14 protein-coding genes are annotated in these 14,415 nt (G+C 70.9%); 9 read left to right on the top strand and 5 right to left on the bottom strand.

Features of this window, described 5'->3' with window-relative positions; all coding sequences use genetic code 11:
* The first annotated feature begins 193 nt into the window (after window positions 1-193).
* On the top strand, window positions 194-2,746 hold the full coding sequence (locus ABTZ17_RS09900) for an ABC transporter ATP-binding protein/permease (RefSeq protein WP_352195041.1): 2,553 nt from the start codon (window positions 194-196) through the stop codon (window positions 2,744-2,746).
* 139 nt (window positions 2,747-2,885) lie between these two features.
* Here ABTZ17_RS09900 and ABTZ17_RS09895 read toward each other — a convergent pair whose 3' ends face one another.
* On the bottom strand, window positions 2,886-3,614 hold the full coding sequence (locus ABTZ17_RS09895; protein WP_352195040.1) for a transglycosylase SLT domain-containing protein: 729 nt from the start codon (window positions 3,612-3,614) through the stop codon (window positions 2,886-2,888).
* A gap of 505 nt (window positions 3,615-4,119) precedes the next feature.
* Here ABTZ17_RS09895 and ABTZ17_RS09890 point away from each other — a divergent pair.
* The 3 genes from ABTZ17_RS09890 (at window position 4,120) to ABTZ17_RS09880 (ending at window position 6,393) form a co-directional block, all read left to right on the top strand.
* The gene (locus tag ABTZ17_RS09890; RefSeq protein WP_502994632.1) at window positions 4,120-5,322 is read left to right on the top strand and encodes a GAF domain-containing sensor histidine kinase; all 1,203 of its coding nucleotides are present in this window, start codon (window positions 4,120-4,122) and stop codon (window positions 5,320-5,322) included.
* A complete protein-coding gene (locus tag ABTZ17_RS09885) occupies window positions 5,315-5,968 on the top strand; it encodes a response regulator (protein WP_352195039.1) in 654 nt (217 codons plus the stop codon). The genes ABTZ17_RS09890 and ABTZ17_RS09885 overlap by 8 nt, the downstream gene beginning before the upstream one ends.
* Before the next feature lie 179 nt (window positions 5,969-6,147).
* The gene (locus ABTZ17_RS09880) at window positions 6,148-6,393 is read left to right on the top strand and encodes a chaplin (RefSeq protein WP_352195038.1); all 246 of its coding nucleotides are present in this window, start codon (window positions 6,148-6,150) and stop codon (window positions 6,391-6,393) included.
* Between the two features lie 242 nt (window positions 6,394-6,635).
* Here ABTZ17_RS09880 and ABTZ17_RS09875 read toward each other — a convergent pair whose 3' ends face one another.
* On the bottom strand, window positions 6,636-7,424 hold the full coding sequence (locus tag ABTZ17_RS09875) for an Rv1486c family protein (protein WP_352195037.1): 789 nt from the start codon (window positions 7,422-7,424) through the stop codon (window positions 6,636-6,638).
* Between the two features lie 135 nt (window positions 7,425-7,559).
* On the opposite strand from ABTZ17_RS09875, the gene ABTZ17_RS09870 reads away from it, so the two are divergent.
* The 4 genes from ABTZ17_RS09870 (at window position 7,560) to ABTZ17_RS09855 (ending at window position 10,870) form a co-directional block, all read left to right on the top strand.
* On the top strand, window positions 7,560-8,354 hold the full coding sequence (locus tag ABTZ17_RS09870; protein WP_352195036.1) for an ABC transporter ATP-binding protein: 795 nt from the start codon (window positions 7,560-7,562) through the stop codon (window positions 8,352-8,354).
* A 52-nt stretch (window positions 8,355-8,406) separates the two neighbouring features.
* Window positions 8,407-8,835, top strand: a complete 429-nt coding sequence (locus ABTZ17_RS09865; RefSeq protein ID WP_352195035.1) for an NfeD family protein — start codon at window positions 8,407-8,409, stop codon at window positions 8,833-8,835.
* A gap of 217 nt (window positions 8,836-9,052) precedes the next feature.
* Entirely contained in the window at window positions 9,053-10,024 is a 972-nt protein-coding gene (locus ABTZ17_RS09860; RefSeq protein ID WP_352195034.1) for an SPFH domain-containing protein, read from the top strand.
* A gap of 75 nt (window positions 10,025-10,099) precedes the next feature.
* Complete coding sequence (locus tag ABTZ17_RS09855; protein WP_352195033.1) at window positions 10,100-10,870, top strand: sulfite exporter TauE/SafE family protein; 771 nt, start codon at window positions 10,100-10,102, stop codon at window positions 10,868-10,870.
* Window positions 10,871-10,982: 112 nt separating this feature from the next.
* Here the strand turns inward: ABTZ17_RS09855 and ABTZ17_RS09850 are convergent, their stop codons facing one another.
* From ABTZ17_RS09850 to ABTZ17_RS09840, 3 genes are all read right to left on the bottom strand, one after another.
* On the bottom strand, window positions 10,983-11,486 hold the full coding sequence (locus ABTZ17_RS09850) for an HNH endonuclease (protein WP_352195032.1): 504 nt from the start codon (window positions 11,484-11,486) through the stop codon (window positions 10,983-10,985).
* Between the two features lie 183 nt (window positions 11,487-11,669).
* Window positions 11,670-12,206 (bottom strand): YbhB/YbcL family Raf kinase inhibitor-like protein, encoded by a 537-nt coding sequence (locus tag ABTZ17_RS09845; RefSeq protein WP_352195031.1) that lies wholly within the window; start codon window positions 12,204-12,206, stop codon window positions 11,670-11,672.
* Window positions 12,207-12,216: 10 nt separating this feature from the next.
* On the bottom strand, window positions 12,217-12,999 hold the full coding sequence (locus ABTZ17_RS09840) for a sporulation protein (protein WP_352195030.1): 783 nt from the start codon (window positions 12,997-12,999) through the stop codon (window positions 12,217-12,219).
* 91 nt (window positions 13,000-13,090) lie between these two features.
* Here ABTZ17_RS09840 and ABTZ17_RS09835 point away from each other — a divergent pair, with 91 nt between their 5' ends.
* The gene (locus tag ABTZ17_RS09835) at window positions 13,091-13,732 is read left to right on the top strand and encodes a DNA-3-methyladenine glycosylase (protein ID WP_352195029.1); all 642 of its coding nucleotides are present in this window, start codon (window positions 13,091-13,093) and stop codon (window positions 13,730-13,732) included.
* The last annotated feature ends 683 nt before the right edge of the window (window positions 13,733-14,415 follow it).

The raw sequence follows: 14,415 nt of genomic DNA, 5'->3' as shown, positions 1-14,415 counted from the left end.
GGACGGTCCGTCAACAGGGGTGCGGGCGGGGGGCGGAGAGCCGCCGGTCAGCGGCCGCGTGCCGGCCCGCGGCCCGGGGGCGCGCGCCGTTGCGGGAGCCGGATTCCACATCCGGCCCCGGGCCTGAAATAGTTCCCCCCGATGTTCGCCATCCCTAGACTCCCTGCTGTCAGGGGGCACCGGGGGACAACAAGTGGGGCATGGAGTGCAGGAACTCGTACTGCAATTGAACGGAAGGACCTGGGCTCTCGATCCGTCCAGGTCGTACACCCTGGGGCGTGACCCCCAGGGCGACGTGGTGATCGACGACGCGAGGGTCTCGTGGCGGCACGCCACGATCGGCTGGAACGGCCGCGGCTGGTCCGTGGAGGACCACGGCAGCACCAACGGCACCTACGCGCAGGGCCAGCGGGTCCAGCGGCTGGAGCTCGCCGCGGGCACGGTGGTGCACCTCGGCAACGCCTCCGACGGGCCGCGGCTCGATTTCACCGCCGCCGCTCCGGCCGCGGCCTCCCCGGCGGTGGCGGGGGCCGCCGCGGGTGCCGCGCACCCCGGGCAGCAGCCGCAGCCCGGATACGCCGCGCACCAGGCCGGGCACCCCGGCCAGGCGCACCAGTACCCCGGGCACCGGAGCCCGGGCGGGTCGCCGCAGCAGGGCCAGGTGCCCCCGCAGCAGCAGGGGCAGATTCCGCAGCAGCAGGGCGCCCCGCGCGCCGCCGGTGCGGGGGCCCACGGCTACGGGGACCGCAGCCCGACCACCTTCCACCAGCTCTCGCTCGGCCACGTCATGCGCATCGGCCGCGCGCTCGACAACGAGCTGGTCGTCTCGGACCTGCAGGTGTCCCGTCACCACGCGGAGTTCCGCTCCTCGGGCGGACGGCTGGAGATCCACGACCTCGGCAGCCACAACGGCACGTACGTCAACGGTCAGCCGCTGGCCAAGTCCGGTACGGCGCTGCTCGGCCCGAACGACATCGTCGGCGTCGGCCACTCCACCTTCCGGATCGTGGGCGACCGGCTGGAGGAGTTCGTCGACACCGGCGAGGTCTCCTTCTCGGCCCGGCACCTCACCGTCACGGTGGACGGCGGCAAGCAGATCCTCAAGGACGTCTCCTTCGGCGTCCCGGAGAAGTCGCTGATCGCCGTGATCGGCCCGTCCGGCTCCGGCAAGTCCACCCTGCTGAAGGCGCTGACCGGCTACCGGCCCGCCAACGAGGGCGACGTCCTCTACGACAACCGCAACCTGTACAAGCAGTTCGCGGAGCTCCGCCAGCGCATCGGCCTGGTCCCGCAGGACGACATCCTGCACAAGGAGCTGACGGTCCGGACCGCCCTGAAGTACGCGGCCAAGCTCCGCTTCCCCGGGGACACCGCCGAGTCCGAGCGCGCCGACCGCATCGACGAGGTGCTGCGCGAGCTCAAGCTCGACATCCACAAGGACAAGAAGATCACCTCGCTCTCGGGCGGTCAGCGCAAGCGCGTGTCCGTGGCCCTGGAGCTGCTGACCAAGCCCTCGCTGATCTTCCTGGACGAGCCGACCTCCGGTCTGGACCCGGGCATGGACCGCGACGTCATGCAGCTGCTGCGCGGTCTGGCCGACGACGGCCGGACGGTGCTCGTGGTCACCCACTCCGTGGCCGAGCTGGCGCTGTGCGACAAGCTCCTGGTCATGGCCCCCGGCGGTTCGGTGGCGTACTTCGGTCCGCCGGACGAGGCCCTGAACTTCTTCGGCTACACCACCTGGGCCGACGTCTTCTCGGCCTTCGAGAACTACCGCGACTACGACTGGGCGGGCCGCTGGAAGGGCTCGCAGCACTACCAGCTGTACGCGGCCGACATCGACGCGGTCGCCCCGCAGTCGGTGAGCATGCCGAACGCGCAGGTCCGGCCGCCCAAGCCGCAGGGCTGGGGCTCGCAGCTGATCACGCTGATGCGCCGCTACGTCTCCGTCATCGCCTCGGACAAGGGCTTCATGGCCCTGATGCTGATCCTCCCGGCCGTCCTCGGCGTGGTGTCCACGGTGATCCCGGCGACCTTCGGCCTGGCCCCGCCGAAGCCGCCGTCGCGGTTCAACGGCGACGCCGGCACGATCATGCTGATCCTCGCGGTCGGCATGTGCTTCTCCGGCGCCGCCAACTCCGTCCGCGAGCTGATCAAGGAACGGGTCATCTACGAGCGGGAGCGCGCCACCGGCCTGTCCCGCTCCGCCTACCTGATGTCCAAGATCATCGTGCTGGGCTTCATCACGGCCGTCCAGGGCGTGGTGATCTGCGCGATCGGCTTCTTCCCGCGCGACCTGCCCGCCGAGGGCCTGGTCCTGCCGCCCGCCGTGGAGCTGTGCCTGTCCGTCACGGCCCTGGGCTTCACCTCGATGATGTTCGGCCTGGTCATCTCCTCGCTGGTGAAGACCGCCGAGAAGACCATGCCGCTGCTCGTCATGTTCGCGATCGTCCAGGTCGTCTTCACCGGCATCCTCTTCCAGGTGTACGACTCGCCCGGCCTGGAGCAGTTCGCCTGGCTGATGCCCTCCCGCTGGGCCGTGGCCGCCGCCGGCACCACCCTGAACCTCGCGGTCCTCATGCCGCCGTGGGACCAGGACAACCCCACCAACACCGACCCGCTGTGGGAGGCCACCACCGGGCAGTGGGTCTTCGACCTCTCGGTCCTGCTGCTCATCGGCATCGCCTGCGGCTTCGTCGTCGCCCGCCTGCTGCGCCGCCACGAGCCGGAGGTCATGCGCAAGTAGCGGCCCCGCCCGCCGCCGGCACCGGCGGGCGCACGCGTCGACGCCTCAGGGCGGCACCCGTTCGCACGGGGGCCGCCCTGAGGCGCATGGGGGACCGGAAGGTCGGGCGCGCAGACCGCGCACCCGGCCCGGACAGCTCCTAGTAGGCGCTGTTCACGTTGTTGATGGAGCCGTAGCGGTCCGCCGCGTAGTTGCAGGCGGCCACGATGTTGGCGACCGGGTCGTACTGGTCGAACTTCGTGCCCTTGACGTGGTAGGCGGCGAAGGTCGGGTAGATCACCTGGAGCAGGCCCTTGGACGGGATGCCGTTCTGGGCGTTGATGTCCCAGTTGTTGATGGCCAGCGGGTTGCCGCTGGACTCGCGCATCACGTTGCGGTGGATGCCGTCGTAGCTGCCGGGGATGCCCTCGCGCTGCATGATGCTCAGCGCTTCCTTGATCCAGCCGTCCAGGTTGTTCGCGTAGATCGGCGTGCGGGCGGCGGCACGGCTGGCGGCGGCCTTCGCGGCGCGCTCCTTCGCGGCGGCGGCCTTCGCGCGGGACTCGGCCTTCGCCTTCGCGGCGGCCTTCGCCTCCGCCTGCGCCTTGGCCTTCGCCGCGGCGGCGGCCTTGGCGGCGGTCTCCTTGGCGTTCTGGTCGGCCACCAGGTGCTGCTGCGCCAGCCCGGCCTGCACGGCCTTGGGGTGGGCGGCGTCCACCAGCTGCGTCCAGGCCACGGGGGAGGCGGTCACCACGGTCTCGCTCTTGCCGTTGTCGGCCGGCACCAGGCTCACGGCGAGGGCGGCGACACCCAGGGAGGCGACGCCGGCGATCGACAGCTTGTGGGCCTTGGTGAAGCGGCTATGGCCGGCAGGGCTGGAAGCAGACATGAGTGGACGACCTTTTCGAAGAGCGGAGGGCCGCAGGACGGCGCCGGGGGTCCATGACCCTCGGCGCCTGGCGACGGCAGCCATTCTTAGCGGCGGCAAAAACCTGAGGCAAAGACGTCCGGTACGAAGCCGCTTAGTGGATCAGGGGCCCCCACCGACCCGTCCGATTCGCCCCCTGCCCCCTGCTGATCAGCACTGACGCGCCGCTTATGCGTCCACTAAGCGGCTTCGTAAGTGAAATAGGTCCTATGCGCGGGCTCACATCGACCACGTAACAGTCTCACCGGACGTTGCGAAGGCGACGCGGAGCGTAGGCGCCCCTCCTCCCTGAGGAGGAGACACCGTCCCCGACCCTCCACCCAGGGGCAGAGACCGACCCGCACCCCTCCGCCCCGGGTACCCCCGAGCCCCCGGGGCATCCCCCCGAGGTCCTAGGCCCCCCGCCCCCGCCCCCTGCGACCGCGGCCCGATACCGGCCCCGCCGCTCCCCTATACCGTGAGCCCCATGAGCCCCAGCGCAGGTCACGGCAGCCGAAGGCCCGGCCCCGGAAGCGGCCACCGGCCCGGCCACGGCCTGGCCGCGGTCAGCACCGCGCTCCTCGCGATGAGCCGCCACCTGGAAGTGCGCGACGTGCTCAAGACGATCGTGGCCTCCGCCCGGGAACTCCTCGACGCCGAGTACGCGGCCCTCGGCGTCCCGGACGACCACGGCGGCTTCGCCCAGTTCGTCGTCGACGGCATCAGCGACGAACAGTGGCGCCGCATCGGCCCCCTGCCCCGCCAGCACGGAATCCTCGCCGCGATGCTCCACAGCTCCGGCCCCGAACGCCTCGCCGACGTCCGCGAGGACCCCCGCTTCGGCGGCTGGCCCGCCGCCCACCCCGACATGTCCGACTTCCTCGGCCTGCCGATCCGCGACGGGGACGAGACCCTCGGCGCCCTCTTCCTCGCGAACAAGCGCTGCGCCCGCCCCGCCCCCGACGCCCCGGCCTCCTGCGGCTTCACCGAGGAGGACGAGGAACTCCTCGGCATCCTCGCCCAGCACGCCGCCATCGCCCTCACCAACGCCCGCCTCTACGAGCGCAGCCGTGAACTCACCATCACCGAGGAACGCTCCCGCCTGGCCCACGAGCTCCACGACGCCGTCAGCCAGAAGCTCTTCTCCCTCCGGCTGACCGCCCAGGCCGCCGCCGCCCTCGTCGACCGCGACCCGGCCCGCGCCAAGACCGAACTCCACCAGGTCGCCACCCTCGCCGCCGAAGCCGCCGACGAGCTGCGCGCCGCCGTCGTCGAGCTCCGCCCCGCCGCCCTCGACGAGGACGGACTGATCGCCACCCTGCGCACCCAGGTCCAGGTCCTCGACCGCGCACACACCTCACATGTCACGTTCACATGTGACGGTGTACGCGCCCTCCCCGCCTCCCAGGAGGAAGCCCTGCTCCGCGTGGCCCAGGAAGCCCTCCACAACGCCCTACGGCACTCCGCGGCCGCCCGCGTCGAGGTCCTCCTCGCCCGCCGCGGCCCCGGCGCGCTGCTCCGCGTCACCGACGACGGCAAGGGCTTCGACCCGCGGGCCGTCCGCCGCGCCGGCCGCCACCTCGGCCTGGTCTCCATGCGGGACCGCGCCGCCGGCGTCGGCGGCACCCTCACCGTGCAGTCCGTGCCCGGCCAGGGCACCACGATCGAGATGGAGGTCCCCGGTGGCTGACGCGACCGGCACCAGGATCCGGGTCCTGCTCGTCGACGACCACCAGGTCGTCCGCCGCGGCCTGCGCACCTTCCTGGAGGTGCAGGACGACATCGAGGTCGTCGGCGAGGCCGCCGACGGAGAGGAAGGGGTCGCCGCCGTCGGCGAGCTCCACCCGGACGTGGTCCTCATGGACATCAAGATGCCCGGCACCGACGGCATCGAGGCCCTGCGTCGGCTCCGCGCGCTCGACAGCCCCGCCCGGGTCCTCATCGTCACCAGCTTCACCGAGCGGCGCACCGTGGTCCCCGCCCTACGCGCCGGGGCCGCGGGCTACGTCTACAAGGACATCGACCCCGAGGCCCTCGCCGGAGCCATCCGCTCCGTCCACGCCGGGCACGTACTGCTCCAGCCCGAGGTCGCCGAGGCCCTCCTCGCGCAGGAGGAGCAGCCCCCCGCCGGGGGCCGCGGCGGCGGCCTCACCGACCGCGAACGCGAGGTCCTCGGCCTGATCGCCGACGGCCGCTCCAACCGCGAGATCGCCCGCGCCCTGGTCCTCTCCGAGAAGACCGTCAAGACGCACGTCTCGAACATCCTGATGAAGCTCGACCTCGCCGACCGCACCCAGGCCGCCCTCTGGGCGGTCCGGCACGGTCTCAGCAGGTGACGGACGTACCGGCGGTCCCACCCGCCCCGCCGGACCCACCGGCCGGGCAGGTAAAGGGAGAGGATGAGATTCATACCGTCGGGTGGATGTAGCCCACATGGCGGAACCCGAACGGCGGGGCGCCGTTCTCCATGGCGTGCCGCGGCTCACGGTCGCGGCGAACCGATGGAGGACGTGAAGTGAAGAACATGAAGAAGGCGGCTGCCGTCACCATGATCGCCGGCGGTCTGATCGCCGCGGGTGCCGGGGTCTCCTCCGCGCACGGCGGTGCGCACGCCCACGGTGAGGCCCTCAACTCTCCCGGCGTCGGCTCGGGCAACCTCATCCAGGCCCCGGTCCACGTCCCGGTCAATGCGGTCGGCAACACCGTCAACGTCATCGGCCTGCTCAACGGAGCCTTCGGCAACACCGGCCTCAACCACTGAGACCGGCCCCGCCCCGCGGCCCCGCTTCCCTCCTCTCCCCGGAAGCGGGGCCGCGGCGCGTCCGGGCACGCCCGTCCTCAGGGGACACGCCTCAGCGCAACGTCACCGATCACCCTGCAACGCGACGCGTCACACCCTCGCCCAGGCCCCCCACCCGCGCCGCCCCCACTCCCGGGTCACGGCCCCCCACCCGCGGGTCATCGCGGGCGATCGCCGACACCCGCCGCGGCGCGGCGCCCGCCTCAGCCCCGCCGCCGCTCCTGCTCCTCCACGTAGGCGTTGTACGCCGCCACCTGAGCCCGCCGTGCCACCCGCTCCACCGGAGCCAGCGCCAGCGCCCGCGCCGACATCTCCGAGGCGCTCACCGCGCCCCCCTGCCCGCGCCCCTGCGCCAGATCCATCAGCAGACCGATCCGCTGCGCCAGCTCCAGCACCCGCACGGCCCGCGGCGGATACCCAGGGGCCAGCACCTCACGGCCCCGCTCCGCCCGCGCCGCGTACGCCGCGCGGGCCGCCTCCGCCACCGGCCCCGAGGCGGCCACGTCCAACCGCGTCAGCACCTCCGTGGCCTCCCGCATCCCCTCCGCGAGCTCCCGCTCCGCCTCGCCCAGCGAGGGCACGTCGGCGGGCGGAGCCTCCCGCACCGGCAGGCAGTGCCACACCACCCCCACGTGCACGTCCCCCTCGGGCCCCGCCTCGGTGACCTCCGGCACCAGCCCCAGAGCCGCGCCCACGCAGACCACGGCCTCCGCCGCCTCCAGCGCCCGCGCGTTGAACTCCGGCGGTCCGGACAGCCCCAACGGGTGCCCCGGCGCGGGCAGCGCCACCCGCAACCCCGTCACCCCCAGCACGCGCAACCGCCCCAACGCCAGCGACAGCCCCACCGGCCCCGATTCACCCGGCAGCCCTTCCACCCGGTGTACGGCGTCCTCGCCGACGACCGCCACAACGGCCTCGTCCGGGGACACCAGCCCGCCCAACAACGCATTGCCCCAGGCGGCCAGGCGCCCGGACCGTGGTTCAGAAAGCATGCCCCCCACCCTACGGACCCGCCCTTCCCCCGACCTCGTCCCCGGGGCACTCCCCGAGTGGCGTAGGTTTTCCCCTGGGGATGCGCCCACAGGCGCACTGTGACAGTCGAGACTGCAATGGGAGACAACGCGCTCATGAGCGATGTACTGGAGCTGGAGGACGTATCCGTCATCCGCGAGGGCCGGGCTCTGGTGGACCAGGTCTCCTGGTCGGTCAAGGAGGGGGAGCGCTGGGTCATCCTCGGCCCGAACGGCGCCGGGAAGACCACCCTGCTCAACATCGCCTCCAGCTACCTCTTCCCCAGCAAGGGCAGCGCCGCCATCCTCGGCAGCACCCTCGGCAAGGTCGACGTCTTCGACCTCCGCCCCCGGATCGGCGTGGCCGGCATCGCCATGGCCGACAAGCTCCCCAAGCGGCAGACCGTCCTCCAGACCGTCCTCACCGCCGCCTACGGCATGACCGCCGGCTGGCAGGAGCAGTACGAGGAGGTCGACGAGCAGCGCGCCCGCGCCTTCCTCGACCGCCTCGGCATGACCGCCTACCTCGACCGGAAGTTCGGCACCCTCTCCGAGGGCGAGCGCAAGCGCACCCTGATCGCCCGCGCCCTGATGACCGACCCCGAGCTGCTGCTCCTCGACGAGCCCGCCGCCGGCCTCGACCTCGGCGGCCGCGAGGACCTGGTCCGCCGCCTCGGCCGACTGGCCCGGGACCCCCTCGCCCCCTCCATGATCATGGTCACGCACCACGTCGAGGAGATCGCCCCCGGCTTCACCCACGTCCTCATGATCCGCCAGGGCAAGGTCGTCACCGCCGGACCGATCGACCTCGAACTCACCTCCCGCAACCTCTCCCTCTGCTTCGGCCTGCCGCTCGTCGTCGAGCGCACCGAGCACGACCGCTGGACCGCCCGGGGCCTCCCGCTCCGCTGAGCCCGGCACCGCACCCTGTCCGGACCGCGCCCGGCCGATTTACCATGACCATGTGGACATCGACGCATGGGTGTGGTGGCTCATCGGCGCGGTCGGACTGGGCATTCCGCTGGTCCTGACCGCCATGCCGGAATTCGGCATGTTCTCCGCGGGAGCGGTCGTCGCGGCGATCACCGCGGCACTCGGCGGGGGAGTGGTCGCCCAAGTCCTCGTCTTCGTCGTGGTGTCGGTCGCGCTGCTCGTCGTGGTGCGACCCGTCGCCAACCGACACCGCAGCCAACGCCCCGAGTTCGCCAGCGGAGTGGACGCCCTCCGGGGCCGCACCGCCGTGGTCCTGGAGCGCGTGGACGACGGCGGCGGCAGGATCAAGCTCGCGGGGGAGATCTGGTCGGCCCGCGCCCTGGACGCGGACACCACCTTCGAACCCGGACAGCAGGTGGACGTGGTGGAGATCGACGGGGCCACCGCCGTCGTCATGTGACGGCCGAGCGCGGCCCGACCCGGAAAGAACGGGCGAAAGCCGCACAAGGTGACACGGCAACGTGACACCACAACGTGACAGTGCACGGCGCACCCCCACAGGTGACGCCAAGTGACCGAATCCGGCTCGCCGGAGACGCAGGTCTGCGAGACTCCGCACAAGGGGCACTGCGCTTCCAACGCGCAGGACAGGCAGCTAGAAGGGTACGGGGAACCGCATGCAACCGATCATCATCGTCCTGATCATTCTGGTGGTGCTGGTCTTCATCGCCCTGGTCAAGACGATCCAGGTCATCCCGCAGGCCAGCGCGGCGATCGTCGAACGGTTCGGCCGCTACACCCGGACCCTCAACGCCGGCCTCAACATCGTCGTCCCGTTCATCGACTCGATCCGCAACCGGATCGACCTCCGCGAACAGGTCGTCCCGTTCCCGCCGCAGCCGGTCATCACCCAGGACAACCTCGTCGTCAACATCGACACCGTCATCTACTACCAGGTGACCGACGCCCGGGCCGCCACCTACGAGGTCGCCAGCTACATCCAGGCCATCGAGCAGCTCACCGTCACCACCCTCCGCAACATCATCGGCGGCATGGACCTGGAACGGACCCTGACCTCCCGCGAGGAGATCAACGCCGCCCTCCGCGGAGTCCTCGACGAGGCCACCGGCAAGTGGGGCATCCGCGTCAACCGCGTCGAGCTCAAGGCCATCGAGCCGCCCACCTCCATCCAGGACTCGATGGAGAAGCAGATGCGCGCCGACCGCGACAAGCGCGCCGCGATCCTCCAGGCCGAGGGTGTCCGACAGTCCGAGATCCTTCGCGCCGAGGGCGAGAAGCAGTCCTCCATCCTCCGCGCCGAAGGTGACGCCAAGGCCGCCGCCCTCCGCGCCGAGGGCGAGGCCCAGGCCATCCGCACCGTCTTCGAGTCCATCCACGCGGGCGACCCCGACCAGAAGCTCCTCTCGTACCAGTACCTCCAGATGCTCCCGAAGATCGCCGAGGGCGACGCGAACAAGCTCTGGATCGTCCCCAGCGAGATCGGCGACGCCCTCAAGGGCCTCAGCGGAGCCATCGGCAACTTCGGCCCCATGGGCGGAGGTTCGGCCGGCCTCAGCCCCCGCCAGGACCAGCACAACGGGCACGGCGGCGGCACCACCGACCGCCGCGAACAGCCCCCGATCGACTGACGCCACCCCGCCTGACGCATGATCGTCGAGCCCCCCGGCCCGCGCCGGGGGGCTCACCCATGCGAAAGGCCGGTCATGTCCCCCTGGGAATCCCTCGCTGTCTTCGCCGCCGGCGTCGGAGCGGGCACCATCAACACCATCGTCGGCTCCGGCACCCTCATCACCTTCCCGGTGCTCCTCGCGACCGGCCTGCCCCCGGTCACCGCCAACGTCTCCAACACCCTCGGCCTGGTGCCCGGTTCGATCAGCGGCGCCATCGGCTACCGCAAGGAACTCGTCGGCCAGGGCCGCCGCATCCTCCGCCTCTCCGCCGTCTGCCTCCTCGGCGGACTCGCCGGAGCCGTCCTCCTGCTCACCCTGCCCTCGGACTCCTTCGACACCATCGTCCCGGTCCTCATCGGCCTGGCCCTGCTCCTCGTCGTGTTCCAGCCCCGCCTCGCCCGCGCCCTGCGCGCCCGCCAGGAGGCCACCGGCGCTCCCGGACCGCACCCCGACGGCGGCCCCGCCCTCCTCACCGGCATGTTCTTCGCCAGCGCCTACGGCGGCTACTTCGGCGCCGCCCAGGGCGTCCTCTACCTCGGCCTCATGGGCCTGCTCATGCACGAGGACCTCCAGCGCACCAACGCCGTCAAGAACGTCCTCGCCGGACTCGTCAACGGCATCGCCGCCGTCTTCTTCCTCTTCGTCGCCGAGTTCGACTGGACCGCCGTCCTGCTCATCGCCCTCGGCTCCACCCTCGGCGGCCAACTCGGCGCCCGCGTCGGCCGCCGCCTGCCACCCGCGGTGCTCCGTACCGTCATCGTCGTGGTCGGCCTCCTCGCCATCGTCCAACTCCTCATCCGCTGAACGACGTAGAACAACTCGACTCACCCGGGAACGACAACAGGCCGGCCCGGACCTCACGGTCCGGAACCGGCCTGCCCACAACCCCCCGGCCCCCACGGGCCCCCTACGAAGCTCAGGCCGAGCGGCCCAGCCACTCCGGCAGCGCCTCCCGCTGCCGCGCCCCCAGCGACAGCAACATCGCGTCCGCCGGAGACGGCACGAACGGCTTCCGCAACAGCGGCATCCCCGCCTCGTCCGGCGTCCGCGCCGCTTTCCGGTGATTGTCCTCGGCACAGGAGGCCACCGTGTTCAACCAGGTGTCCCCACCCCCCTGCGACCGCGGGACCACATGGTCCACCGTGGTCGCCCGCCTCCCGCAGTACGCGCATCTGTGCTGGTCACGCGCCAACACCCCACGCCTCGACCACGGCGCGTGTTTTCGGAACGGCACCCGAACGAACCGGCAGAGCCGGATCACCCGGGGCACCGGCAACTCCACCGCGGCCGCACGCACCAGGAGCTCGGGATGCGACTGTTCGACCACGGCCTTGTCCTGGAGCACCAGCACCACGGCCCGGTTCATCGACACCGTCGACAGCGGCTCGAAGCTCGCGTTCAGCACCAGCGTGTCCCGCATCTCGCCCACCTCCCGTGCGCAGGCCCGCGACCACCCTGGCAGCAGGGCCCGCAACCACTCTGGCCGCGCGCGCCACGCGGGACAACGCAATAAAAATGCCCGGTCCGGGCCACCTTTAGACCAGGACCGGGCAAACGACCGGCGAACGATCAGACCAGCATCCCTACGCCGGACGACGGAGGATCAGCTCCCCCGTGGAGCCTCGTACTCACCGATCAGCTGCGCACGCGCCAGCGCGTGGAAGCGCAGGTGGAATCCGACGACCGCGGGAGAAGCGTCCGCATCCGGCCCCAGCTTCTCCTCGTCCACGGCATACACCGTGAACACGTAACGGTGCCGCTCCCCGGCCGGCGGAGCCGCACCCCCGAAGTCCCGGTCGCCGTAGTCGTTCCGGACCTGCACCGCACCCGCCGGCAGACCCTCGCCCGCGGCCGTACCCACGCCCGCCGGTAGCTCCGTCACCGACACCGGCAGGTCGAACAGGACCCAGTGCCAGAAGCCGCTGCCCGTGGGCGCGTCCGGATCGAAGCAGGTCACGGCGAAGCTCTTGGTCTCCGGAGGGAACCCCTCCCACCGCAGCTGCGGGGACCGGTCACCCCCCGCCTTCACCTGGTCCGCCCCCAGCTCGGCACCCGGAGCCAGATCCTGGCTGGTCACCGAGAAGGAGGGGACCTCCGGGTGGAAGTCGTGCGGCAGCGGCGGCCTCTTGAGCTCGGACACGGGGATCTCCCTAGAACCAGTTGCGCTTGGAGCCGACGGACGCGATCCACTCGTTGAGGTACGCCGCCCAGTCCGTGTTCTGGTACGTGTGCAGCCCCACCCGGAAGCAGCGGTACGTGTCGCTGCCCTCCGTGAACAGACCCGGCTTCTTGTCCATCTCCAGCACGACGTCCATCTCGTTGCCGTCTGCGACGAACGTCAGCTCCACCTGGTTCAGCCCGTGGTACTGCTGCGGCGGCAGGAACTCGATCTCCTGGTAGAACGGCAGCGTCTGCCGCGTCCCGCGGATGTGCCCGCGCTCCATGTCCGCGCTCCGGAACCGGAACCCCAGCTGACCGAAAGCGTCCAGGATCGCCTGCTGCGCCGGCAGCGGGTGCACGTTGATCGGGTCCAGGTCGCCCGCGTCCACGGCCCGCGCGATCTCCAGCTCCGTGCTCACCCCGATGTTCATGCCCCGCAGGTGCTGACCCGCGAAGTGGGTGACCGGCGTCTCCCACGGGATCTCCAGACCGAAGGGGACCACGTGCACCGCACCCGCCTGCACCTGGAAGGCGCCACCCAGCCGCTGCTTCGTGAAGACGACGTCCTGCTTGTACTCGTTGTCGCCGCTCTCCACCTCCACCCGCGCCTGGAGCCCGATGGACAGCCCCTCGATCTGCTGCTCCACGGAGCCGCCCTGGATCCGGACCTCACCCTGCACGATGCCGCCCGGCACCACGTTCGGCTCGGTGATGATCGTGTCCACCGAGGCACCGCCTGCGCCCAGACTCGCGAACAGCTTCTTGAAGCCCATGCCTGTCTCCCCTTCGAATCTCTGTGACCTCTACAAACGCGGAACCTTAGGGCCCGGTTCCCTCCCGTGCGGTTCCACTACGCTCGGACGGATGAGCGCGCGCCCGAACCGTACGCCCCTGACCCGGAGCTTCTACGACCGGCCGGTCCTCACCGTGGCACCCGACCTGCTGGGCCGCACCCTCGTCCGGCACGGTCCCGAGGGACCCATTGAGCTGCGCATCACCGAGGTCGAGGCGTACGACGGCCCGACCGACCCGGGCTCCCACGCCTACCGGGGCCGCACGGCCCGCAACGCCTCCATGTTCGGACCCCCCGGACACGCGTACGTCTACTTCATCTACGGCATGTGGTTCAGCCTCAACCTGGTCTGCGGGCCGGAGGGCACCGCCTCCGGGGTCCTCCTGCGGGCCGGGGAGATCATCACGGGCGCGGATCTCGCCGCCAAACGCCGGCTTTCCGCCAGAAAGCCGGTGGAACTGGCCAAAGGCCCGGCCCGCCTGGCCACTGCCCTCGCCGTGGACCGCTCCCTGGACGGTACGGACCTCTGCGGGGGCCCCGGAGCACCCCTGACGGTACTGACGGGCACCCCCGTCCCCTCCGACCTGCTCCGCTCCGGCCCGCGAACGGGCGTCGGCGGCGAAGGAGCCCACCGTCCGTGGCGTTTCTGGCACGCGGACGATCCCACCGTCAGCCCCTACCGGCCCCACGCGCCACGCCGCCGCTCAACTTGACTCGCCCTTGCACGACGCCTAACGTAGCCCGAGCCGCTTGAAACGGAACCCCTGCTGTCGGCAGGTCCGGAGCGGCCATCCACCACCTACGAACGACCACCCTGACGGGGACCCATTCGGCGTGCCCGAATTCCTCTCCGGTCCGCCCGATTATGAGCGGCAGAGTGAAATCCGTTAGCGTGGTGGAACGCCGAAAGGCAAAGGCCCCCACGGCCTCCAGGATTTCGAATCCGAGTCGGAAACGAAGCGGAATCGGTTCTGGTACGGTGGGAACCGCCGGAAAGGAAGCGGACGCGAAAGCGGTCGGGACCGGAAAGGCGCCGAGGAAATCGGAACGGAAACGGTCTGATAGAGTCGGAAACGCAAGAACGAAGGAAGCGCCCGGAGGAAAACCCGCGAGGGTGAGTACGAAGGAAGCGTCCGCACCTTGAGAACTCAACAGCGTGCCAAAAATCAACGCCAGAAGTTGATACCCCGTCCACTTCGGTGGATGAGGTTCCTTTGAAAAAGTCCTGTTTCGGCTCCTTCGGGGGTTCGGGCAGGCAACATCACAGCGAGGACGCTGTGGACGGTCCGCCATATTCCGGTTGGATCGTCCCGCTCTTTCGTGTGTGTGCACCGGATGACCGGTAAACATTCATGGAGAGTTTGATCCTGGCTCAGGACGAACGCTGGCGGCGTGC

The organism is Streptomyces sp. NPDC097619 (assembly GCF_040302735.1).
GTDB lineage: Bacteria > Actinomycetota > Actinomycetes > Streptomycetales > Streptomycetaceae > Streptomyces.
This window is presented reverse-complemented; position numbering and strand designations above follow the sequence as displayed.